The 23,337-nt window shown below is 70.2% G+C and carries 15 protein-coding genes; 6 read left to right on the plus strand and 9 right to left on the minus strand.

Annotation, left to right across the window (positions count from 1 at the left end; all coding sequences use genetic code 11):
• Positions 1–88: 88 nt before the first annotated feature.
• Both dnaJ and hrcA read right to left on the minus strand, forming a co-directional pair.
• On the minus strand, positions 89–1,228 hold the full coding sequence (gene dnaJ, locus AB0I94_RS03350; RefSeq protein ID WP_363307652.1) for a molecular chaperone DnaJ: 1,140 nt from the start codon (positions 1,226–1,228) through the stop codon (positions 89–91).
• A complete protein-coding gene (gene hrcA, locus AB0I94_RS03355; protein ID WP_363307653.1) occupies positions 1,229–2,245 on the minus strand; it encodes a heat-inducible transcriptional repressor HrcA in 1,017 nt (338 codons plus the stop codon). It lies immediately after the preceding gene.
• Between the two features lie 202 nt (positions 2,246–2,447).
• On the opposite strand from hrcA, the gene AB0I94_RS03360 reads away from it, so the two are divergent.
• Positions 2,448–3,191: an MBL fold metallo-hydrolase gene (locus AB0I94_RS03360; RefSeq protein WP_363307654.1), complete on the plus strand. Its 744-nt coding sequence runs from the start codon at positions 2,448–2,450 to the stop codon at positions 3,189–3,191.
• 35 nt (positions 3,192–3,226) lie between these two features.
• A complete protein-coding gene (locus AB0I94_RS03365; protein WP_363307655.1) occupies positions 3,227–4,045 on the plus strand; it encodes a DUF3097 domain-containing protein in 819 nt (272 codons plus the stop codon).
• A gap of 257 nt (positions 4,046–4,302) precedes the next feature.
• On the opposite strand, the gene hemW is transcribed toward AB0I94_RS03365, so the two are convergent.
• Positions 4,303–5,535 (minus strand): radical SAM family heme chaperone HemW, encoded by a 1,233-nt coding sequence (gene hemW / locus AB0I94_RS03370; protein ID WP_363307656.1) that lies wholly within the window; start codon positions 5,533–5,535, stop codon positions 4,303–4,305.
• A gap of 38 nt (positions 5,536–5,573) precedes the next feature.
• Positions 5,574–7,505, minus strand: a complete 1,932-nt coding sequence (locus AB0I94_RS03375) for a SpoIIE family protein phosphatase (protein WP_363307657.1) — start codon at positions 7,503–7,505, stop codon at positions 5,574–5,576.
• A gap of 270 nt (positions 7,506–7,775) precedes the next feature.
• On the opposite strand from AB0I94_RS03375, the gene AB0I94_RS03380 reads away from it, so the two are divergent.
• Entirely contained in the window at positions 7,776–11,873 is a 4,098-nt protein-coding gene (locus AB0I94_RS03380; RefSeq protein WP_363307762.1) for a HAMP domain-containing protein, read from the plus strand.
• 12 nt (positions 11,874–11,885) lie between these two features.
• Positions 11,886–12,473, plus strand: coding sequence for a response regulator (locus AB0I94_RS03385; RefSeq protein WP_363307658.1), 588 nt, complete (start codon positions 11,886–11,888; stop codon positions 12,471–12,473).
• A 68-nt stretch (positions 12,474–12,541) separates the two neighbouring features.
• Here the strand turns inward: AB0I94_RS03385 and AB0I94_RS03390 are convergent, their stop codons facing one another.
• Both AB0I94_RS03390 and lepA read right to left on the minus strand, forming a co-directional pair.
• A complete protein-coding gene (locus AB0I94_RS03390; protein ID WP_363307659.1) occupies positions 12,542–14,431 on the minus strand; it encodes an AMP-dependent synthetase/ligase in 1,890 nt (629 codons plus the stop codon).
• A 263-nt stretch (positions 14,432–14,694) separates the two neighbouring features.
• Complete coding sequence (gene lepA, locus AB0I94_RS03395) at positions 14,695–16,566, minus strand: translation elongation factor 4 (protein ID WP_363307660.1); 1,872 nt, start codon at positions 16,564–16,566, stop codon at positions 14,695–14,697.
• Between the two features lie 340 nt (positions 16,567–16,906).
• On the opposite strand from lepA, the gene rpsT reads away from it, so the two are divergent.
• Positions 16,907–17,173, plus strand: coding sequence for a 30S ribosomal protein S20 (rpsT, locus tag AB0I94_RS03400; RefSeq protein WP_135334171.1), 267 nt, complete (start codon positions 16,907–16,909; stop codon positions 17,171–17,173).
• A 614-nt stretch (positions 17,174–17,787) separates the two neighbouring features.
• On the opposite strand, the gene holA is transcribed toward rpsT, so the two are convergent.
• Positions 17,788–18,774 (minus strand): DNA polymerase III subunit delta, encoded by a 987-nt coding sequence (holA, locus tag AB0I94_RS03405; protein ID WP_363307661.1) that lies wholly within the window; start codon positions 18,772–18,774, stop codon positions 17,788–17,790.
• Between the two features lie 86 nt (positions 18,775–18,860).
• On the opposite strand from holA, the gene AB0I94_RS03410 reads away from it, so the two are divergent.
• The gene (locus tag AB0I94_RS03410) at positions 18,861–19,106 is read left to right on the plus strand and encodes a hypothetical protein (protein ID WP_361046475.1); all 246 of its coding nucleotides are present in this window, start codon (positions 18,861–18,863) and stop codon (positions 19,104–19,106) included.
• Positions 19,107–19,240: 134 nt separating this feature from the next.
• On the opposite strand, the gene AB0I94_RS03415 is transcribed toward AB0I94_RS03410, so the two are convergent.
• Positions 19,241–20,179, minus strand: a complete 939-nt coding sequence (locus AB0I94_RS03415) for a YceI family protein (protein ID WP_363307662.1) — start codon at positions 20,177–20,179, stop codon at positions 19,241–19,243.
• 357 nt (positions 20,180–20,536) lie between these two features.
• A complete protein-coding gene (locus AB0I94_RS03420; protein ID WP_363307763.1) occupies positions 20,537–23,314 on the minus strand; it encodes a ComEC/Rec2 family competence protein in 2,778 nt (925 codons plus the stop codon).
• Positions 23,315–23,337 lie beyond the last annotated feature (23 nt).

A 23,337-nucleotide genomic window follows, 5' to 3' on the forward strand; every position in this document is an offset into this window, starting at 1 on the left:
CCACGAACGGCCCGCGGACGAAGAAGACAAAGCGCCCCCGGCACGGGGTATCCGCTGCCGGGGGCACCAAAAAGCACTGCTCAAGGCGCTACCGCCCGTTGAACGCGTCCTTCAGGCGGGAGAACAGACCCTGCTGTCCCGGCTGGAACTGCCCCGTGGGCCGCTCCTCGCCCCGCATCACCGCGAGCTCCCGCAGGACCCGCTCCTGCTCCGCGTCCAGCTTGCTCGGCGTGAGGACCTCGACGTGCACGATGAGGTCACCGCGTCCACCGCCCCGCAGGTGCGTGATGCCCCTGCCGTGCAGCGGGACCGACTGGCCGGACTGCGTGCCCGGCCGGATGTCGACCTCCTCCAGGCCGTCCAGCGTCTCCAGGGGCACCTTGGTGCCCAGAGCCGCGGCCGTCATGGGGATGGTGACCGTGCAGTGCAGATCGTCCCCGCGCCGCTGGAACACGGCGTGCGGCTGCTCGTGGATCTCCACGTACAGGTCGCCGGCGGGGCCGCCGCCGGGGCCGACCTCGCCCTCGCCCGCGAGCTGGATCCGCGTGCCGTTGTCGACACCCGCGGGGATCTTCACGGTGAGCGTCCGCCGCGACCGGATGCGGCCGTCGCCGGCGCACTCCGGGCAGGGCGTGGGCACGACCGTGCCGAAGCCCTGACACTGCGGGCACGGCCGCGACGTCATGACCTGACCGAGGAAGGACCGCGTGACCTGCGACACCTCACCGCGACCGCGGCACATGTCACACGTCTGAGCGGACGTCCCCGGCGCGGCGCCTTCACCGCTACAGGTCGTACAGACGACCGCCGTGTCGACCTGTATGTCCTTGGTGGTCCCGAAGGCCGCCTCGTCCAGGTCGATCTCGAGGCGGATCATGGCGTCCTGGCCACGGCGCGTGCGCGACCGGGGGCCACGCTGCGACGCCGTCCCGAAGAACGCGTCCATGATGTCCGAGAAGTTGCCGAAGCCACCGGCTCCAAAACCGCCCGCACCTCCGCCGCCGCCCGCCTGGGACAGCGGGTCACCGCCGAGGTCGTAGACCTGCTTCTTCTGCGGGTCCGACAACACCTCGTACGCGGCGTTGATCTCCTTGAAGCGCTCCTGAGTCTTCGGGTCCGGATTCACGTCCGGGTGAAGCTCTCGCGCAAGCCTTCGGAAGGCCTTCTTGATCTCGTCCTGGGAAGCGTCGCGGCGCACGCCTAGTACGGCGTAGTAGTCCGTGGCCACTTACGACTCCGCCAGGATCTGTCCGACGTAACGTGCCACTGCGCGTACTGCTCCCATCGTTCCCGGATAGTCCATGCGGGTCGGGCCGACCACGCCGAGTTTGGCTACTGCCTCGCTGCCCGAACCGTAGCCGACGGAGACCACGGACGTGGAGCTGAGTCCCTCATGGGCGTTCTCGTGACCGATCCGTACGGTCATGCCCGAATCCGTGGCCTCGCCAAGCAACTTGAGCAGGACGACCTGCTCCTCAAGAGCCTCCAGGACGGGCCTGATGGTGAGGGGAAAATCATGTCCGAAGCGGGTGAGATTGGCCGTTCCGCCGATCATCAGCCGCTCCTCCGTCTCCTCGACGAGGGTTTCGAGGAGCGTGGAGAGCACCGTCGCCACCGTCCCCCGGTCCTCCGCGTCGAAGGACTCCGTCATGTCCTGCACCAGCTGCGGCACGTCCGCGAAGCGACGGCCCGCGACCCTGCTGTTGAGCCTCGCCCGCAGGTCCGCGAGCGAGGACTCGCCGAACGGGGCGGGACAGTCGATCATGCGCTGCTCGACCCGGCCCGTGTCCGTGATCAGTACGAGCATCAGGCGGGCGGGAGCCAGCGAGAGCAGCTCCACGTGCCGCACCGTCGACCGCGTGAGGGACGGATACTGCACGACCGCGACCTGCCGGGTGAGCTGCGCGAGCAGCCGCACCGTGCGCGCCACGACGTCGTCGAGGTCGACGGCGCCGTCGAGGAAGTTCTGGATGGCCCTGCGCTCCGGCGCCGCCATCGGCTTGACGCCCGCGAGCCGGTCGACGAAGAGCCGATACCCCTTGTCCGTGGGGATGCGTCCCGCGCTCGTGTGAGGCTGGGCGATGAACCCTTCCTCCTCCAGCGCCGCCATGTCGTTGCGGACCGTGGCCGGAGAGACGCCGAGGCTGTGCCGCTCGGTGAGCGCCTTGGAGCCGACGGGCTCCTCGGTGCCGACGTAGTCGTGGACGATGGCACGCAACACCTCGAGCCTGCGTTCACTGAGCATCCGCGCAACACCTCCACCTTTTCGCCCTGAGACTTGTCTGCCCCGCTGCTTGCCTGGCACTCCCCGCGGGTGAGTGCCAGCCTGCACCGGGCCCAGTGTACGGCTGCGAGGTACGGACCCGGCAAGGGCCGGACCGCCGGCGCCGGTCCGGCGGGTGGGGCGGCGGCTGCCAAGCCGCCCGTACGGGGCTAGCGTCGAGGGCATGGACGTGGCACTGGCTTGGGAAGAGGCGGGCTGGGAACGGCTCGCGCCGCACGTGGGGCGCCGGCGTCTGCCGGTCTGGGACTGTACGGCGGGCCTCGTCGTGGGCGGCGAATCGGCGCTGATGATCGAGGCGGGCGCGACCCTGCGCGAGGGAGCGGAGCTGCGCACCCAGGCGCGCGGCATCATGGGCGGGGGCCGCCGGGTCACCCATCTCGTCCTGACGCACCCGCACTTCGACCACGTGCTCGGCGCAGCGGCGTTCGCGGGCGTGGAGGTGTACGGCGCGGTCGGCCTCGACGCGCTGCTCGTCAGGGGGCGGGACGAGCTGCGCGAGGACGCCGTCCGGCACGGCGTGAGCCCCGACGCCGCGGCGGAGGCCGCCGACCTGCTCGTCCACCCGCGCCACTCGGTGTGCGGGGAGTGGACGCTCGACCTGGGCGGCGGGGTGCAGGTCCTGCTGGCGAACGTCGGCCCGGGGCACTCGGGGCACGACTTGGCGGTGCTGATCCCCGGCACGGACAGCTCTCCGGAGATCGTTTTCTGCGGCGATCTGGTCGAGGAGTCGGGCGAACCGCAGGCGGGGTCGGACGCGGTCCCGAAACGATGGCCGGCGGCGCTGGACCGGCTGCTCGACCTGGGCGGCGAGGACGCGCTGTACGTGCCGGGGCACGGCGCGGTGGTGGATGCGGCATTTGTCCGTGCGCAACGCGCCACACTGGCGGCCCGCTTCGGCGTGTCGTAGCGGACCTCCCCCTTCTTCTTCCTATCGTCGGGAAAATGCGCCAGTACTCCGCGGACCTGACCCCGCCCTGGAAGAAGCCGAAGCCCGTGCCGGAGGTCGCCGCGGAGGCGGATCTCGTGGTGGAGGAGCTGAGCACCGGGTTCTGCGGGGCGGTGATCCGCTGCGAGAAGACGGCGGAGGGCCCGACGGTGACCCTGGAGGACCGCTTCGGCAAGCAGCGTGTTTTCCCGATGACTCCCGGGGGCTTCGATCTGGAGGGCCGGACGGTCACGCTCGTCCGTCCGTCCGCTGCTTCGTCTCCTGTACGTCCCACGCGTACCGCTTCTGGCTCGGTGGCCGTTCCGGGGGCGCGGGCCCGGGTCGCACGCGCGGGGCGGATCTACGTCGAGGGGCGGCACGACGCGGAGCTGGTCGAGCGGGTGTGGGGCGACGACCTGCGGATCGAGGGCGTGGTCGTGGAGTACCTGGAGGGCATCGACGACCTCCCGGCGATCGTCGAGGAGTTCTCCCCCGGTCCTGACGCGCGGCTCGGCGTCCTGGTGGACCACCTGGTGCCCGGCTCCAAGGAGTCGAGGATCGCGGCGGAGGTGAGTTCGTCCTCGGCGCTGGTGGTGGGGCACCCCTACATCGACGTGTGGGAGGCGGTGAAGCCGTCATCGGTGGGGATCGCGGCGTGGCCCCGGGTGCCGCGGGGGCAGGACTGGAAGACGGGCGTCTGCGAGGCCTTGGGCTGGCCGCCCAACACTGGCGCGGCCTGGCAGCGGATCCTGGGCTCGGTACGCAGCTACCGGGATCTTGAGCCGGCGCTGCTTGGCCGCGTGGAGGAACTGATCGACTTCGTCACAGCGCCCTAGCCCGCCGCTGCGCGGCGGATCTTTTTCGCCCACCCATCCGATTGCCCCGAGGTTTGACCAGGGATCCAGGCCCGTCGCCGTCTACCGGTGCGAACTGTCCCGCCCCACCCACCCGGGCCGACCAGGGATATTCAGCCCGTCCGGCGTTTGAGGACGAGCTCGGCGAAGCCGGTGATCTGCGGTGCGCCCGAGCCGGCGAAGCCGGAAGTTTCGGGAAGGGGCGGGATGGGGGAAGGCCCCGCAGGGCCGCTGGAACCTCAGTCCACCAGGTCCCGCACCACCGCGTCCGCCAACAAGCGTCCCCGGAGCGTGAGGACCGCTCGCCCCTCCTCGTAGGGCCTCGCCTGGAGGAGGCCGTCCGCCAGGGCCTGGCGGGAAGCCGCGAGCCCAGCAGGCCGCAACAAGGACAACGGGCACCCCTCAAGCAGCCGCAGCTCCAGCAGAATCCGCTCCACCCGCCGATCCTCCGCGGCGAGAATCTCCCGCCCGGCCCCGGGCGACCGCCCCGCGGCCAGCGCCCCCGCGTACGCCCCGGGATGCTTGACGTTCCACCACCGCACGCCCCCCACGTGGCTGTGGGCCCCCGGCCCGGCCCCCCACCAGTCGGCCCCGCGCCAGTACAACTCGTTGTGCAGGCAGCGTCCGGCGTCGGACGTGGCCCAGTTGGACACCTCGTACCAGGAGAAACCGGCGCCCCCGAGGACCTCGTCGGCGATCAGATACCGGTCCGCGTGCACGTCGTCGTCCGTCATCGGCACCTCGCCGCGCCGAATCCGTCGCGCCAGCTGCGTGCCCTCCTCGACGATCAGGGCGTAGGCGCTGACGTGGTCGGGCCCCGCTCCGATCGCCGCGTCCAGCGTGGCCCGCCAGTCGTCGTCCGTCTCCCCCGGTGTGCCGTAGATGAGGTCGAGGTTGACGTGCTCGAAGCCCGCGGCACGCGCCTCCGCCACGCAGGCCTCGGGCCGGCCGGGTGTGTGCGTACGGTCGAGCACCTTCAGTACGTGCTGCTTGGCGCTCTGCATCCCGAAGGAGACGCGGTTGAAGCCCCCGGCCCTGAGCTCGCTCAGATAAGCCGGATCGACGGACTCCGGGTTCGCCTCGGTGGTGATCTCCGCGTCGTCCGCGAGCCCGAACTCCTCCCGCACCGCTCCCAGCATGCGGACCAGATCGGCCGCCGCGAGGAGCGTCGGCGTACCGCCCCCGACGAAGACGGTCTGCACGGGGCGCGGGTCGTCGCCCAGGATCTTGCGCGCGAGCCGCACCTCGTCGATCAGGGTGTCCGCGTAGTTGTCGCGCGAGGCGAGCACTCCGCCGGTGCCGCGCAGCTCGGTCGCGGTGTAGGTGTTGAAGTCGCAGTACCCGCAGCGCGTGGCGCAGTACGGGACGTGCAGGTAGAAACCGAGCGGACGTTCCCCCGCACCCGCGAGGGCGGACGCGGGCAGGGCCCCGTCCTCGGGCATGGGCTCACCATCGGGCAGTGCGGAAGGCATACCCCGATTGTCCCGCACTCCGGAGAGAGCCGACGCCGCTACTGTGCCTGGAGCACAAGCACCGCCAGATCGTCGTCCGGCGGCCGGTCGGAGAATTCGTGCACCAGGCGCCTGATCCGTTCCGCCACCAAGGTCGCGTCCAGGCCCGCGCAGCTCGCGAGCGCCGTGGCGAGGCCGTCGCTGTCGTCGAACATCAGCTGTCCCGTGCGGCGCTCCGTCACGCCGTCCGTGACGCAGAGCAACGTGTCTCCCGTGCGCAGCTCGAAGGTCTCGCTCCTGTACGTCGCGTCGTCGACGACCCCGAGCAGCAGCTGAGGCGTGGCCGCCGCCCGGACCGTCCCGTCCGGGGAGAGGAGGAGCGGCAGCGGGTGCCCCGCGCTCGCCACCGTGCAGCGGACGCCGCCGTCGTCCATGGGGACCAGCTCGCCGTAGAGGAGTGAGAGGAAGCGGGAGGTGGCCCCGTCCGTTGGCACGCCCTGGCCGCCCGCCACCGCGACCACCGCCGCGGCGGCGTCCGCCGCCTCCGTCGCGTCGTCGAGGAGGAGCTGGTTGAGGCGGTCGAGCACTTCCGCGACCTCGTATCCCTCGCGGGCGAGCAGGCGCAGCCAGGGGCGGGCGAGGCCGATCACGACGGCCGCCTCGACGCCTTTGCCCTGTACGTCGCCGAGCGCGAAGCACCAGCGGCCCTTGCCCGCCTGGAACACGTCGTAGAAGTCGCCGCCGGGCCCGCCCTTGTCCCGCGGCTCGTACACGACGCCGCTGCTCACGCCGGGGATGTCCGCGACGGAGCTCGGAAGGAGGCCGCGCTGCAGGACCTGGCTGATGGTGGCCTGGCGCTGATAGCGCCGCGCCGCGCTGATGGCCAGGGCGACGCGGCGGCTGAAGTCCTCGACGAGGCCCGTGACTTCGTCGGCGAAGCGCATCACCCCGGCCCGCCCGATGATGAGCGTGCCCAGCACGCGGCCGCCCGCTGTGAGGCGGTAGGCCAGGGCCGCGCCGTTCGGCTCTCCCGCCGGGGCATCGCCGGGCCAGGGCACGGGGACGGCGCCTGAGCCCACCGCGTCGGGCAACTGGGGCGGGTCCTTCTCCAGGCTGCGGCGCAGCTCCTCTATCCGCTGTTCGCTGGTGTGCCAGACGCGGGCGAGTCTGGAGTCCGTGCCCCCGCTCACGGAGCCGCGCGGCGCGACCTCCGGCTCGTCGTCGAGCCACACCGCGCACCAGTCGGCGAGCCGCGGCACGAGCAGCTGCCCGGCGAGCGCGGCCACCAGGTCCTCGTCGAACTGCCCGGCGAGCAGGTCGGAGGCCTCGGCGAGGAAGGTGAGCGCGCCGCGGTTGACCCACTCCGTGTCGTGGGTGATCCGCCGCGGCATCGGCGCGAGGATCTCGGCGGTGCGCATGCCGCGCTGCGGCGCCTGTTCACTCGCGTACGACTCGATGTCCTGCCCGGCCTGCCCGGCCTGTACGCCGCCGACGGCGAGGCGCGCCCAGACGGCCTTGGTGCCGGTGCGGTAGGTGATGCCCCAGGATTCGGAGAGGGTCGCCACGAGCTGGAGGCCGCGGCCGTACTCGGGCATGCCGGGCTGCCGGGGCCTGGGTTCGCTGCGGACCGCTCGGGCGGGGTGGTGGTCGGAGACCTCGATGACCAGGGTGTCGCAGCTCTCCCCCAGGCCCGCCTCGTCGAGCCTGCACACCAGCTCGACCGTCGTGCCCGCGTGCACGACCGCGTTCGTGACGAGCTCGCTGACCAGCAGCACGGCATCGTCCGCCAGGCGGTCGGTGACGCCCGCGGCGGCGGGCACGGAAAGCTCGGCCCAGTCGGCGAGCGCCGCGCGCACGAACTTGCGTGCGGCGGCGGGCGCCAGCGGGTTTCCGGGCAGCGATGTGCACACCACCGCCGGCGGGCCGGGCTGGTGTCCCGGCTGGGCGGACGCACGGAAAATGGTCTCCCGTTGCATCGGAATGGACCCCACGTTTCGGCTCCTGAGCAGTTCGGTCGAATACGCCTCAGGTGACACGGACAGAGTGACAGACTGGCCACGCCCATAAGCACCGAGTTACTGAAGTGGGCCGCTATGAGTGATGACACTGCTATGCCCGCGCTCGGTTACGGTCGAATTCCGGCACCGAAACCAGCCCCGACACCTCAGCCGCACGCCGGGAAAGATCCGGACACGGCAGCAGAAAACATCCCGGAATCCGCCCCGGACACGCCGTCCGAGCTGCGCAACCTGCTGGCCGCCATGCGGTCGGCGCGCGACGGGGACTTCACCAAGGTCACGGTGAGCGGTCAAGGCGTGGTCGCCGAGCTGCACACGGTGTTCAACGAGATGCTCGACCGCTCCCTGCACTTCGACAGCGAACTCACGCGAGTACGCCGGGAGATCATCCGCCACGGTCACCTCGACGAGCGGTTCTCCGCGAGCCCCGGGCAGGGCAGTTGGGCCACGCGCGTGGTGGCCGTCAACTCCCTGCTCGACTCCCTGGTCGCCCCGGCGGCCAACGCGACGCGCGTGCTGAACGCGGTCGCGGGCGGAGACCTCACCCAGCGCGTGGACCTGCACGACGGCTCCCGTGAGCTGCGGGGAGACCTGCGGCGTCTGGGCCGCGCGGTGAACACGATGGTCGACCAGCTTTCGCTCTTCACGGGCGAGGTCACCCGTGTCGCCCGTGAGGTCGGCACGGAGGGGCGGCTCGGCGGGCGCGCCAAGGTGCGCGGCCTTTCGGGCAGTTGGCGTGACGTGACGGAGGCCGTCAACACGATGGCCGCCCGGCTCACCGCCCAGGTGCGCGACATCGCCCTGGTGACCACGGCGGTGGCTCAGGGCGACCTGACGCGGACGGTCACGGTCGAGGCGACGGGCGAGCTGCTCGAACTGAAGCTGACCGTCAACACGATGGTGGAACAGCTCTCCGCGTTCGCCGCCGAGGTGACGCGTGTCGCCCGCGAGGTCGGCACCGAGGGGCAGCTGGGCGGCCGGGCGCAGGCCCGCGGTGTGTCGGGGGTCTGGAAGGACCTCACCGACAACGTCAACTTCATGGCGTCGAACCTCACCTCCCAGGTGCGCAACATCGCCCAGGTCACCACGGCCGTCGCCAACGGCGACCTGAGCCAGAAGATCACCGTCGACGCCCGGGGCGAGATCCTGGAGCTGAAGTCGACGGTGAACACGATGGTGGACCAGCTCTCCGCGTTCGCGGACGAGGTCACGCGTGTCGCCCGCGAGGTCGGCACGGAGGGCAACCTGGGCGGTCGCGCTCAGGTGCGCGGCGTGTCGGGGGTCTGGAAGGACCTCACCGACAACGTCAACTTCATGGCGGACAACCTCACCTCTCAGGTGCGCAACATCGCCCTGGTGTCGACGGCCGTCGCCCAGGGTGACCTCGGCAAGAAGATCACGGTCGAGGCGAAGGGCGAGATCCTCGAACTGAAGTCGACCATCAACACGATGGTGGACCAGCTCTCCGCGTTCGCCGACGAGGTCACCCGCGTCGCCCGCGAGGTCGGCACCGAAGGCAACCTGGGCGGGCAGGCTCAGGTGCGCGGTGTGTCCGGCGTGTGGAAGGACCTCACGGACAACGTCAACTTCATGGCGCTGAACCTCACCTCCCAGGTGCGCAACATCGCCCAGGTCACCACGGCCGTCGCCAACGGCGACCTGTCCAAGATGATCACGGTGACCGCGCGCGGCGAGATCCTGGAGCTGAAGGACACCGTCAACACGATGGTGGAGCAGCTGCGCGCCTTCGCGGACGAGGTGACCCGCGTGGCCCGGGAGGTCGGCACGGACGGCCGGCTCGGCGGGCGGGCCCAGGTGCTCGGCGTATCGGGTGTGTGGAAGGACCTCACGGACAACGTCAACTACATGGCCGACAACCTCACCGGCCAGGTCCGCAACATCGCGCAGGTCGCCACGGCGGTGGCCCAGGGCGACCTCTCCAAGAAGATCGACGTGGACGCGCGCGGCGAGATCCTGGAGCTGAAGACCACCATCAACACCATGGTGGACACGCTGTCCTCCTTCTCCTCCGAGGTGACCCGCGTGGCCCGTGAGGTCGGTTCCGAGGGGCAACTGGGCGGCCAGGCGCGGGTCGAGGGCGTCTACGGCACATGGAAACGCCTCACGACCAACGTGAACGAACTCGCCCTGAACCTCACCACCCAGGTCCGCGCGATCGCTGAGGTCGCGTCGGCCGTGGCCCAGGGCGACATGACCCGTTCCATCACGGTCGAGACCCGCGGCGAGGTCTCCGAGCTCAAGAACAACATCAACGTCATGGTCTCCAACCTCCGCGAGACCACCCGCGCCAAGGACTGGCTGGAGTCGAACCTGGCCCGTCTCGCGGGTCTGATGCAGGGCCACCGCGACCTGATGGAGGTCGCCGACCTGATCCTGCGCGAGCTGACCCCGCTGGTGAACGCGCAGTACGGCGCCTTCTTCCTGGCCGACCCGGAGGCCGGGGACGCCGCGACGCTGCAGACTCCCCCGGTCAAGGGGCTCGCCTTCATCGCCGGGTACGGCTCCGCGCAGGGCTCGGTCGTCGACACGGGCGCGATGCCCCCGCACGGTCTGGTGCGCCAGGCGGCCCTGGAGAAGAAGCGGATCCTCGTCGACGAGGTGCCGCCCGACTACATCAAGATCACCTCAGGGCTCGGGGACGCCGCCCCGGCCAGCCTGGTGATCATCCCCATCCTCTTCGAGGACAAGCTGCTCGGCGTCATCGAGCTGGCCACGTTCTCCCGCTTCTCGGACGTGCACCTGGCGTTCTTCGACCAGTTCGTGAGCACCATCGGCGTCGCGATCAACACGATCATCGCCAACTCCCGTACGGAGTCACTGCTCAGCGAGTCCCAGCGGCTCGCCACGCAGCTCCAGGACCGCTCGGACGAACTCCAGCTCCAGCAAGCCGAGTTGCAGCGCTCGAACGCCGAGCTGGAGGAGAAGGCGGCGCTGCTCGCCACGTCGTCGCAGTACAAGTCGGAGTTCCTCGCGAACATGTCGCACGAGCTCCGCACCCCGCTGAACTCCCTGCTCATCCTCGCCCGGCTGCTCTCCGACAACCCCGACAGCCACCTCTCCGACCAGGAAGTGCAGTTCGCGACCACGATCCACCGCTCGGGCTCCGATCTCCTGCAACTGATCAACGACATCCTGGACTTGTCGAAGATCGAGGCGGGCCGGATGGACGTACGCCCCAAGAAGCTCCCCCTCATCAAGGTCCTCGACTACGTCCACGCGACGTTCCGCCCGCTCACCCTGGACCGCGGGCTCGCCTTCGAGGTGTCGGTCGGCGAGGACGTGCCGCGCGAGATGTTCTCGGACGAGCAGCGGCTCCAGCAGATCCTGCGCAACCTCCTGTCGAACGCGGTCAAGTTCACCGCGAGCGGCCGGGTCGAACTGCGCGTCACCCGCGTCAAGAACGCCGGCGACCGGCGGCTCCACGACGGCGGCGACCGCCTCTGCTTCGCCGTCACGGACACCGGCATCGGCATCCCGGCCGATCAGCTGCCGGCCATCTTCGAGGCGTTCCAGCAGGCCGACGGCACCACCAACCGCAAGTACGGCGGCACCGGCCTCGGTCTCTCCATCAGCCGCGAGATCGCAGGTCTCCTCGGCGGCCGCATCACCGCGGAGAGCAGTCCGGGGCAGGGCTCCACCTTCTCGCTCTACGTCCCCGTGGTGCACCCCGGCCATGGGCCCGCGGCGGCGGCGTACGCGGCCACCAGGTCGCTCACGACACCGGAGCCGCACGACGAGCGGGTCACCATGTCCCCGCACACCTTCCACGAACAGAACGACAGCTGGCCGACGCCGACCAAGCTGGAGGAGTACCGCGAGGGGCCTGCGGGCCGCATATTGCGGGGGCGCCGCGTCCTGATCGTGGACGACGACATCCGCAACGTCTTCGCGCTCACCCATGTGCTGAGCCGCGTCGGCATGCCTGTCCTCTACGCGGAGAACGGCCGGGAAGGAATCGAGACACTGGAGCGCAACCCGGACACCGACCTCATCCTGATGGACATCATGATGCCGGAGATGGACGGCTACGAAACCATCACCGCGATCCGCCGCACCCCCCGCTGGACCGGCCTTCCCATCATCGCGCTGACCGCGAAGGCGATGCCCGGTGACCGCGAGAAGGCCATCGAGCAGGGCGCCAACGACTACGTACCCAAACCCGTGGACGTGGACCAGCTGCTCACCGTCGCCTGTGCGCTCCTGGCCCCTGAGGGCGCGGGCACGGCAGAGCCGGACACGGCCACCACCACAGACACGACCGTTGCACCGGAACCGGCAGGCGCTCTCGGGGAGGCCGCTGTTCCGCCGCCGACCGAGTGAGGCACCGTCACCATGAGCACAGAGGTCTTGACCGACAACCGCTCGAGCATCCTTCTTGTCGATGACATGGAGGACAACCTGCTGGCGCTCGAAGCCGTCCTGGGGTCACTCAACGAACCACTCGTGCGCGCTCGTTCGGGCGAGGAGGCGATGAAGGCACTGTTGCGCCAACGTTTCGCCGTGATCCTCCTGGACGTGCGCATGCCGGGGATGGACGGCTTCGAGACCGCGACCAACATCAAACGGCTCGACCAGACCAAGGACGTGCCCATCATCTTCCTGACGGGCACCGACAACGACGCGGGCTACGCCTTCCGGGGCTATGCTACGGGCGCCGCGGACTACCTCACCAAGCCGTTCGACCCCTGGGTGCTGCGCGCCAAGGTCACCGTCTTCCTCGAACTGCACCGCAAGAACCGGCAGTTGGAGACGATCCTGGCGCGCGAACAGCAGCAGTTCGACGAGCTGGCCGCGCGCCTCTCCGCCATCGAGACGCATATGGCGGCCAGCAGCCTCAAGGACGTCCTCGAACTGCGCCACCACGTGACGCACATGGAGGAGCTGGTGAAGGAGATGCGGCGCGGGCGGGGTGGCGGCTGACCCATGAGTCCTTCCCCATGGGTCCGGCATCCCCCCGCCCGTGCGTGCGCGGGAGTCGAGGCTCAGAGTCAGGCCTCGCGCGAACCCGCGTACATCTCGTCGATCAGGTGCTGGTACTCACGCTCGACGACCGGCCGCTTCAGCTTCAGGCTGGGCGTCAGTTCGCCGTGCTCGATGTCCAGGTCGCGGGGCAGCAGCTTGAACTTCTTGACGGTCTGCCAGCGCTGGAGGCCTTCGTTGAGCTCCTTCACGTAGCCCTCGACCAGTTCGACCGTCGCCGGGGCCGCGACCACGTCCGCGTAGCTCTTGCCGTCCAGGCCGTTGTCCTTGGCCCAGGCCAGGATGGACGGCTCGTCGAGCGCGATCAGTGCGGTGCAGAAGTTCCGGTCGGCGCCGTGCACCAGGATGTTGGAGACGTACGGGCAGACGGCCTTGAACTGGCCCTCGACCTCGGCGGGCGCGATGTACTTGCCGCCGGAGGTCTTGATCAGGTCCTTCTTGCGGTCGGTGATCCGCAGATAGCCGTCCGCGGACAGCTCGCCGATGTCACCGGTGTGGAACCAGCCGTCGGACTCCAGGACCTCGGCGGTCTTCTCCGGAAGGCCGTGGTAGCCCTCCATGATGCCGGGGCCGCGCAGCAGGATCTCGCCGTCGTCCGCGATCCGGACCTCGGTGCCGGGCAGCGGCTTGCCGACGGTGCCGGTGCGGTAGGCCTCGCCCGGGTTGACGAAGGAGGCGGCGGAGGACTCGGTGAGGCCGTAACCCTCCAGGATGTGGATGCCCGCGCCGGCGAAGAAGTAGCCGATATCGGGCGCGAGCGCGGCCGACCCGGAGACAGCGGCGCGCAGCCGTCCGCCGAAGGCCTCGCGCAGCTTGGAGTAGACGAGCGCGTCAGCGGCCTTGTGCTTGGCGCGCAGCCCGAAGGGCACCGACGCGTTGCCGGTCCTGCGGAAGTTGTCCTGGCTGACCTTCGCGTACTCGCGGGAGACCTCGGCGGCCCACAGGAAGATCTTGTACTTGGCGCCGCCACCGGCCCGGGCCTTGGCCGCGACCCCGTTGTAGACCTTCTCGAAGATGCGCGGCACGGCGGCCATGTACGTCGGCTGCACCACCGGCAGGTTCTCGATGATCTTGTCGACGCGGCCGTCGACCGCGGTGACGTGCCCGAGCTCGATCTGGCCCGAGGTCAGCACCTTGCCGAAGACGTGCGCGAGCGGCAGCCACAGGTACTGCACGTCGTCCGGGCCGAGCAGCCCGGTCGCCGCGATGGCCTTGGCCATGTACGACCAGTTGTCCTGCGGCAGGCGCACGCCCTTGGGGCGGCCGGTGGTGCCGGAGGTGTAGATGATCGTGGCGAGCTGGTCCTTGGTGATGGCGGCGATCCGCTCCTTGACCGCCTCCGGGTTCTTCTCCAGGTGGGCGGCGCCGCGCGCCTCCAGGTCGGCGAGGGTGAGCACCCAGCCGTCGGGGTCTGTCTCGACGGGCCCCGCGCCTTCGGCGTCGATCACCACCACGTGCCTCAGATCGGGCAGCTCGGCCCGCTTCTCGCGCGCCTTGGCGAGCTGCGCGGCGTCCTCGGCGATCAGGACCCGGCTGCCGGAGTCGGCCAGGATGTAGGTGGACTCCTCGGCGTTGGTCTGCGGATACACCGTGGTGGTGGCCGCGCCCGCGCAGAGGATGCCGAGGTCGGCGAGGATCCACTCGACCCGCGTGGACGAGGCGAGCGCCACCCGGTCCTCGGGGGCGAGACCGAGCTCGATCAGGCCGGCCGCGATGGCGTAGACGCGCTCGGCGGCCTGCCCCCAGCTCAGCGACTTCCAGTCGTCGGGGCCCTCGCCCGATGCCGCCGGCACCGGATAGCGGTAGGCCTCCGCGTCGGGCGTGGCCGCCACGCGCTCCAGGAAGAGTTGGGCCACGGACGGCGGACGGTTCTCGATCAAGGTCTGTGTGTCGCTCACGACATCCTCCGGACCCGCGACTATGCGGCGACTGGCTGGCGGCTGCTGGTCTTGTTGAACTTGCGAGGGTCTTGTTTAACTTGCGAGTAACCTACGAGCAGTGATCAGAGTAGAGCGCTGAGGCCCGGTGCGTAAGGGTCTTCTGCCTGTCACTTCCTACAAGAACGGGTCCGCCGCGCAAGAGCGCGACGGACCCGGTGCGATGGCTGTGTGACGCCGTGTGACGTCCGTGCCGGACGGGACGGCGGGCCTGGGGGCGTGGGCTACTTCTTGCCCTTGCCCGGACCGCTGTCGTCACTGGAGAGCACCGCGATGAAGGCTTCCTGCGGCACCTCGACGGAGCCGACCATCTTCATGCGCTTCTTGCCCTCCTTCTGCTTCTCCAGGAGCTTGCGCTTTCGGGAGATGTCACCGCCGTAGCACTTGGCGAGGACGTCCTTGCGGATGGCGCGGATGGTCTCGCGGGCGATGACCCGGGAGCCGATCGCGGCCTGGACGGGAATCTCGAAGGCCTGGCGCGGGATGAGCTCGCGCAGCTTGGCGACGAGCCGCACGCCGTACGCGTACGCCGCGTCCTTGTGCGTGACGGCCGAGAAGGCGTCGACCTTGTCGCCGTGCAGCAGGATGTCGACCTTGACGAGCTGGGCGGACTGCTCGCCGGTGGGCTCGTAGTCCAGCGAGGCGTAACCGCGCGTCTTGGACTTGAGCTGGTCGAAGAAGTCGAAGACGATCTCGGCGAGAGGCAGCGTGTAGCGGATCTCCACACGGTCCTCGGAGAGGTAGTCCATGCCGAGCAGGGTGCCGCGCCGGTTCTGGCACAGCTCCATGATCGAGCCGATGAACTCGCTGGGCGCGAGCAGCGTGGCGCGCACGACGGGCTCGAAGACCTCGTCGATCTTGCCCTCGGGGAACTCGCTCGGGTTGGTGACCGTGTGCTCGGTGCCATCCTCCATGACCACGCGGTAGACCACGTTCGGAGCGGTGGCGATGAGGTCGAGACCGAACTCGCGCTCGAGCCGCTCACGGATCACGTCGAGGTGAAGGAGGCCCAGGAAGCCGACGCGGAAGCCGAAGCCGAGCGCGGCCGAGGTCTCCGGCTCGTAGACCAGGGCGGCGTCGTTGAGCTGCAGCTTGTCGAGGGCCTCACGCAGGTCCGGGTACTCCGATCCGTCCAGCGGATAGAGACCCGAGAAGACCATCGGCTTCGGGTCCTTGTAACCGCCGAGGGCCTCGGTCGCACCATTGTGCAGGGAGGTGATCGTGTCACCGACCTTGGACTGACGGACGTCCTTCACGCCGGTGATGATGTAGCCCACCTCGCCGACGCCGATGCCGTCGGCCGGGGTCATCTCGGGGGACGACACACCGATCTCGAGCAGCTCGTGCGTCGCGCCGGTGGACATCATCCGGATGCGCTCACGCTTGTTGAGCTGGCCGTCGATCACACGGACGTACGTCACGACGCCTCGGTACGAGTCGTACACCGAGTCGAAGATCATCGCGCGGGCGGGCGCGTCGGCGACACCGACCGGCGGCGGAACCTCGGCGACGACCTTGTCGAGCAGTGCCTCGACGCCGATGCCGGTCTTCGCGGAGACCTTCAGCACGTCCTCCGGGTCGCAACCGATGAGGTTGGCGAGCTCCTCGGAGAACTTCTCCGGCTGGGCGGCCGGCAGGTCGATCTTGTTGAGCACCGGAACGATCTTGAGGTCGTTCTCCATCGCCAGATAGAGGTTGGCGAGAGTCTGAGCCTCGATGCCCTGCGCCGCGTCGACCAGGAGGACCGTGCCCTCACAGGCCGCCAGCGAGCGCGACACCTCGTACGTGAAGTCCACGTGCCCCGGGGTGTCGATCATGTTGAGAACGTGGGTACTGCCCTTGTCGGGCCCCTCCGAGGGGGCCCAGGGCAGACGCACCGCCTGGGACTTGATCGTGATGCCGCGCTCGCGCTCGATGTCCATGCGGTCGAGGTACTGAGCACGCATCTGGCGCTGGTCGACCACGCCGGTCAGCTGGAGCATCCGGTCGGCGAGTGTGGACTTGCCGTGGTCGATGTGCGCGATGATGCAGAAATTACGGATCAGAGCCGGGTCGGTACGGCTCGGCTCGGGCACATTTTTAGGGGTCGCGGGCACGCAGGGTCCTGTCTCTTGAGGCGCCTGTCGCCTCGGGTCGGATCTATACGTAGGTTCCATGGTCCCACGGGTGAGGCACTGGACCCGGTGTGGGCCGGTCGGGGAGGGGAAGCGGGCCCTCACCGCGCCGGTCGGGGTGGGGAGCCGGGCCCGGATGGGGCAGGGGAGCCGGGCCCGGGTCGGGCCGGTCGAGGTGAGGAGCGGGCCCGGATTGGGCCGGTCGGGGAGCGGCTGGTAATCTGGGCAGCTGTGTCTCCTGGCTCTCTCGGCTTCTGAGGCGCATGTCAAAGAAACTCATCTGCAGTACCTCTGCAGTACCTGAACCTGAAAAGGCTCTTTCGTGGCGAACATCAAGTCCCAGATCAAGCGGATCAAGACCAACGAGAAGGCGCGTCAGCGCAACAAGGCGGTCAAGTCTTCGCTGAAGACCGCGATCCGCAAGGCCCGTGAGGCCGTTGCCGCAGGCGACACCCAGAAGGCCGTCGAGGCGACTCGTGAGGCTTCGCGTCAGCTCGACAAGGCTGTCTCGAAGGGTGTCATCCACAAGAACCAGGCCGCCAACAAGAAGTCGGCGCTTGCTTCGAAGGTTGCGACCCTCCAGGGCTGAACCCTTTGCCCCGGTTCGCCGGGGCGCTGATCAATCCTTCCCGCGAGGGTAATTCGAGCCCTCTACCTCGAATCGCGGACAGACCCCGCAGTACGCCACGCTGCGCCGATGCCCCCGGCCCACTCCGGGGGCATTGCTGTGTCCGGGGGCGGGACCTGCAAGGGGCGCCGGGAGCGCGGGGGACCGTGAAGGGGCGCGGGGAGCGCGGGGGGCCGTGAAGGGGCGCGGGGAGCTGTGAAGGGGCGCGGGGAACTGCGCGACCAGCCACAACGCACCCGCAGACACCAGCCCGACGGACGCACCCCTTCAGGGGCGCGGGGAACTGCGCGACCAACCACAACGCACCCGCAGACACCAGCCCGACGGACGCACCCCTTCAGGGGCGCGGGGAACTGCGCGACCAACCACAACGCACCCGCAGACACCAGCCCGACGGACGCACCCCTTCAGGGGCGCGGGGAACTGCGCGACCAACCACAACGCACCCGCAGACAAGCACGGGCGGTCGCTCCTCAGGGGCGCGAGGAACGGCGCGAACAACCCCGCCGCACCCGCAGGGCAAGCACCGCTCCGGCAAAGTGCCAACGCCGAGTGCCAACGCCGAGCGCCAGCGCCTAGCCCCGCCGGGACCTCGCCGCACGGGCGATCGCGACGACGGCCTTCTCCAGCGCGTACTCGGGATCATCGCCCCCGCCCTTGACGCCCGCATCAGCCTCCGCGCAAGCCCGCAGAGCCACCGCCACCCCGTCCGGCGTCCAGCCCCTCATCTGCTGCCGGACCCGGTCGATCTTCCAGGGAGGCATACCGAGCTCGCGAGCGAGATCCGCCGGCCGCCCGCCCCTCGCGGAGGAAAGCTTGCCGATCGCCCGGACAGCCTGCGCGAGGGCACTGGTGATCAGTACGGGAGCGACACCGGTCGACAAGGACCAACGCAACGCTTCGAGCGCCTCAGCGGCCCGCCCCTCCACCGCACGGTCCGCCACGGTGAAGCTGGAGGCCTCGGCCCGGCCCGTGTAGTAACGGCCGACGACGGCCTCGTCGATCGTGCCTTCGACATCAGCCACCAGCTGGGACACCGCCGAGGCGAGCTCCCGCAGATCACTGCCGATCGAGTCGACAAGGGCCTGACACGCCTCGGGCGTGGCCGAACGCCCCAGGGCACGGAACTCGCTCCGCACGAACGACAGCCGGTCCGCGGCCTTGGTCATCTTGGGGCAGGCGACCTCACGGGCCCCCGCCTTGCGCGCGGCGTCGAGCACGCCCTTTCCCTTGGCCCCGCCCGCGTGCAGCAGGACAAGGGTGATCTCCTCGGCCGGCGACCCGAGATACGCCTTCACGTCCTTGATCGTGTCGGCCGACAGATCCTGCGCGTTGCGTACGATCACGACCTTGCGCTCGGCGAAGAGCGAGGGACTGGTCAGCTCGGCGAGCGTGCCGGGCTGCAGCTGGTCGGATGTGAGGTCACGCACGTCCGTGTCGGGGTCCGAGGCACGGGCGGCCGCGACCACCTGCTGCACGGCGCGGTCGAGGAGGAGGTCCTCCTGGCCCACGGCGAGCGTGAGGGGAGCGAGCGGGTCGGCGGTATCTGTCTTCCTGGCCATCGCGGTAAAGCATCCCACGCGGCACTGACAGCCCGTCCCGTGCGGCCGGTTGCCGGTCGGCTCCCCCTGTATCGGAGAATGAGCAGGTGACCGACGTACGACATGTCCTGGTGCTGCCCGACCGCGATGCCGCGGAGGAAGTGGCCGAAGAACTCCCCGACCGTTTCGGCGTGCGCGAGCAGCCCCAACTCGTCCGTGACGCCCTGGCCGGCGAGGACGACGCCGAGGACGCCCAGTGGCTGGTCGTGGTCGAGGACCCCGAGCGGCGCCTGGACCGGACGGCGCTGGACGATCTGGCGGCGGAGCACGAGGGCTGGCTCGAAGCTCCGTAGACACGACCCGGCACGGACGGCGGGGGCCTGCACGGCATGGACCCGCGCTGCAGGGGCCTGCACGGGCATGGGTCGGCGGGGGCCTGCGCGGGCTTGGACCCGCGCTGCGAGGGCCTGCCCGGTATGCGCCGGTGTCAGCTCTTGGGCAGGACCTGGATGTCGAGGTCGATCGAGATGCTGGGTCCGACCGCGGCGATGCCACGGGCGAGCATCGTCTGCCAGTTGATCGTGAAGTCGTCACGGTGCAGCTCGGTGGAGGCGCGGCAGGCCACCCTGGTCTCACCCTCCAGTCCGTGGCCCACCCCGAGATACTCCGTCTCCAGCGTCACCGTGCGCGTCACCCCGTGCAGCGTCAGTCCGCCCGTGATCGCCCAGCGGGTGCCGCCCTTGTGCAGGAAGCGGTCGCTGTAGAACTCCATCGTCGGGAAGCGCTCCACGTCGAGGAAGTCCTTGGACCGCAGATGGTCGTCGCGCATCTTCACCGCGGTGTCGATGGAGGCGGCGTCGATGACGACGTGCATCGCGGAGTCCTCCATCCGCTCCCCCAGCCGTATGGCGCCCGCGAAGCTGTTGAACCTGCCGTGGATACGGGCAAGACCGATGTGCCGCGCGGTGAAGGCGACCGAGGAGTGCAGAGGGTCGATCTCCCAGTCACCGGGCTCGGGCAGCGCCGGAGGCGGGGCTATCTGGAGCATGACGTCACCGAGCGAGGCGTGCGCGCTCTCCCCGACCGTGGCGTTCGCACGGTACGGAGTGAACCCTTCCGCCGAGACCGCCAGGCGGTAGTCCCCGGCAGGAACGGCCGCGACGAACGAACCGAACGGGTCAAGCCCCCCACCGACGACCTTGCGCCCCATGGCATCGCTGACCGCGAACTCGGCGTGCCGCACGGGCTCGTTGACGGGGTCCAGCACCCGGCAACTCAACACGCCCGCGCTGGGCGGAACCGCCACGGCGGAAAGAGGCCCCCCGCTGCGCCCCGCTCGCCCCGCTCGCGCAGCCAGAGCGGCACGACCCACCCCACCGGCACGACCCACCCGACCGGCTCGGTTCGTCCGGCCGGCTCGGTTCATACGGTCTCCCAGCCAACGGCCGAACATTTGCGACACACCCCCGCGCACCTTGACAACTCTGGTCACGAAGAGGCATTCGATCACCGTTACGGCATTCGATGCAACACGAACCCACTTCACTGAAATCCTGCCTTAGCACTGGAACTGTCCCGAGTAACCGAATTGGTCACCCCTGGCGGGGGTTTGGCGGGTCGGGAGACTCACCGAGACCTGAGCGGGCTCCGCCCGGTGGCCGGGGGCTTGACGAGACGCGAGCGGGCTCGGCTCGATCAGGTCGATGGGCTCACCCCGGCCAAGTCGGCAGCGGCGAGCAGCTCGGGCGCCCGGTAATCCGGGGCGGCAGTGGCCCGCGGGCCGTTATGGAGGGCGAGTGGTTACCCGCAAGGGTGGACCTCCGTCCTTCGGCTGCGCTGCCGATTCACCGGTTGGGCCTGCTACCGCGATCGAGCCGTTCGTATCCGTCCGCAGCACCTCCGCTCCCCCCGCCTTCAGCGCCGCGACCGTGCGGGGTGCCGGATGTCCGTATGAGTTGTCCCGGCCACAAGAGATGAGCGCGAGGCGCGGCGCGGCCCGTCGCAGGAGTCCGGGGTCCTGATAAGCCGAGCCGTGGTGGGCGACCTTGAGCACGTCCACGGGTGGCAGCGCCGCCACAGCCGGGGTCCGTGTCAGGGCTCGCTGGGCCGGCGGTTCGAGATCACCGAGCAGGAGCAGGGTCACCCCCATGGCCCGGACGAGCAGGGTGACGCTGGCGTCGTTCGCGCCATCGGGAGTCGGCCCCGCCCCCGTGGTGACCGCCATGGGCCAGAGCACCTCCCAATCGAGGACCCCCGCACCCGCACGGCGCCTCTCCCCCGCCACGGCATGACTCACCGGGATCCGGTGGGCAGCCGCCTGTGCCCGCACGAAGCGAGCCTGCTCCGGGGGCTCTTGATACCCCGTCGTCTGGATCGCCCCGACCGACCGCCCCCGCAGCACGCCCGGCAGACCCGCCACGTGATCGGCGTGGAAGTGGGTCAGCAGCACGAGCGGTACGCGGGTCACGCCGAGCGAACGCAGACAGCGGTCCACGAGCACCGGGTCAGGGCCCGCGTCGACCACCACTCCCGCCCCGTCACCGGCAGCGAGCACCGTGGCGTCCCCCTGGCCCACGTCACACACCGCGAACCGCCACCCCGGCGGTGGCCAGCCCGCGATCACCCGGGTGAGGGGCGGCGGTTGCACGACCGCGAGGAGAAGCAGCAGGGCGCAGGCCACGCTGAGCCAGGGGTGCCTCACAAGCCTGCGGCCGACCAGCACCACGCCGACCGTGGCGAGGGCCAGCAGCAGACCGCCACGCCAACCGCCGGGCCAGTCGACCCCGCTGCCGGGCAGGGCCGCGCCCGCGCGGGCGATGTCCGCGATCCACCCGGTAGGCCAACTCGCACTCCACGCAAGGGCCTTGGCGACCGGCATCGCCAGCGGCGCGGTCGCAAGTGTGGCGAAGCCAAGGACCGTGGCGGGTGCGACGGCCACCTCCGCGAGGAGATTGCAGGGCACCGCCACCAGACTCACCCGCGCCGCGATGACGGCGACGACGGGCGCGCACACCGCCTGCGCGGCAGCCGCTGCGGCCAACGCCTCGGCCAACCGCGGCGGAACCCGCCGCCTTCGCAGGGCAGCACTCCACCTCGGGGCGAGGGTGAGCAGCGCTCCGGTGGCGAGGACCGAGAGCAGGAAGCCGGGGCTTCGCGCCAGCCACGGGTCGTACAGGACGAGCAGCAGCACGGCGGCCGCCAGCGCCGGGATCAGTGAACGGCGCCGCCCTGTGCCGATGGCCAGCAGCGCGATCAGTCCACAGGCCGCGGCCCGCAACACGCTCGGGTCCGGTCGGCAGACGATGACAAAGCCGAGGGTGAGGGCGCCGCCGATCAACGCGGTCGCCCGCAGCGAAATCCCCAACCGCGGCGCCAGACCTCGTCGTTCAGCTCGCTGGGCAAGGCTGGGTGGACCGATGAGCAAGGCGAGGACGATCGTGAGATTGGCCCCGCTCACCGCCAGAAGGTGCGTCAGGTCGGTCGCCTTGAACGCCTCTTCCAACTCCAGCGGCACGCGCGAGGTGTCCCCCACCACCAGCCCTGGCAACAGCGCCCGCGCGTCGGGCGGCAACCCGTCCGTGGCCTCCCGCAACCCGCCCCGCAACCGCCCCGCCAACCGCTGCGGCCCTGACGGCGCCTCGATCACCCGCGGCGCCGGCTCCTGCGACACCCGCAGCACCGCCGCGACGCGGTCGCCGCGTGGCAAGGGAGGCGCGAGTCTCGCCTGCACACGAAGCCTGGTCGAGGGCAGAAGCGCGAGCCAACGCGCCTTGGACCAGGCAGTGACGGAAGCCCCGCCGCCTGCCCTCCCGGGGCCGACAGCATCTCCACCCCCTGCCCCCCAGGAGCCGACGACCTCCCCAGTGCCTGCCCTACCGGAGCCGACAGCGTCCCTGCCGCTGGTCCCGCCCTCTCCCGCATTCGCGTCCCAGTCCCCACCCCCGCTCTCTGCGAAGACCAGGGCCGGGGTGCGGGTCACGGAGGTAGTGCCATCAGGCGACGTCACCCGGACGATCTCCGCGTCCAGCATGACGGAGGGCGGCATGGCATGGGCTCCCGTGACGCGGGGCCGGGTCAGCCGAGGGTCGGAGGTGACGTCCAACTCGATCTCTGCTTCCGCGTACTGACGCGCAAGGGCGGGGACTGGGCCCCGATGCAGGTCGGCCCCATGCAGTGCCGCCGAGGTAGCGCCGGCCGCAGCGCAGAGGAGGACAGCCGCCACCGAGACCCGCCCCCAGGACTGCCGCCGCCTCGGGCCATCGTCCGGCTCTGTCGCATCCTGCCGCCCTCCACGCCCCGGGCGCGCCCGCGCATCGCCTGGCCCTTCACCCGTCGGACGCCTCCCCCTCACCGTCCATGTCACCAGCAGAGCCCCGGCTACCGCCACGCAGACCACCACGGCTGCGATCACCCACCGGGACGGGGCGTCCAGCGCCACGGCCGCGGTGCCCCACGCCGCGAGGGCGGGCGGCACCAGGCGCAGGTCCAGCGGGCCTTCCGGGCGGGGCTCGGCCCCCGCGAGCCGATGCCCGTCCGGGGCGTGAACGGCGGGCCGCCCCATGGCCATGGGAGCCGTCGGAGCTC

The organism is Streptomyces sp. NPDC050147, assembly GCF_040660195.1.
Lineage (GTDB): Bacteria > Actinomycetota > Actinomycetes > Streptomycetales > Streptomycetaceae > Streptomyces.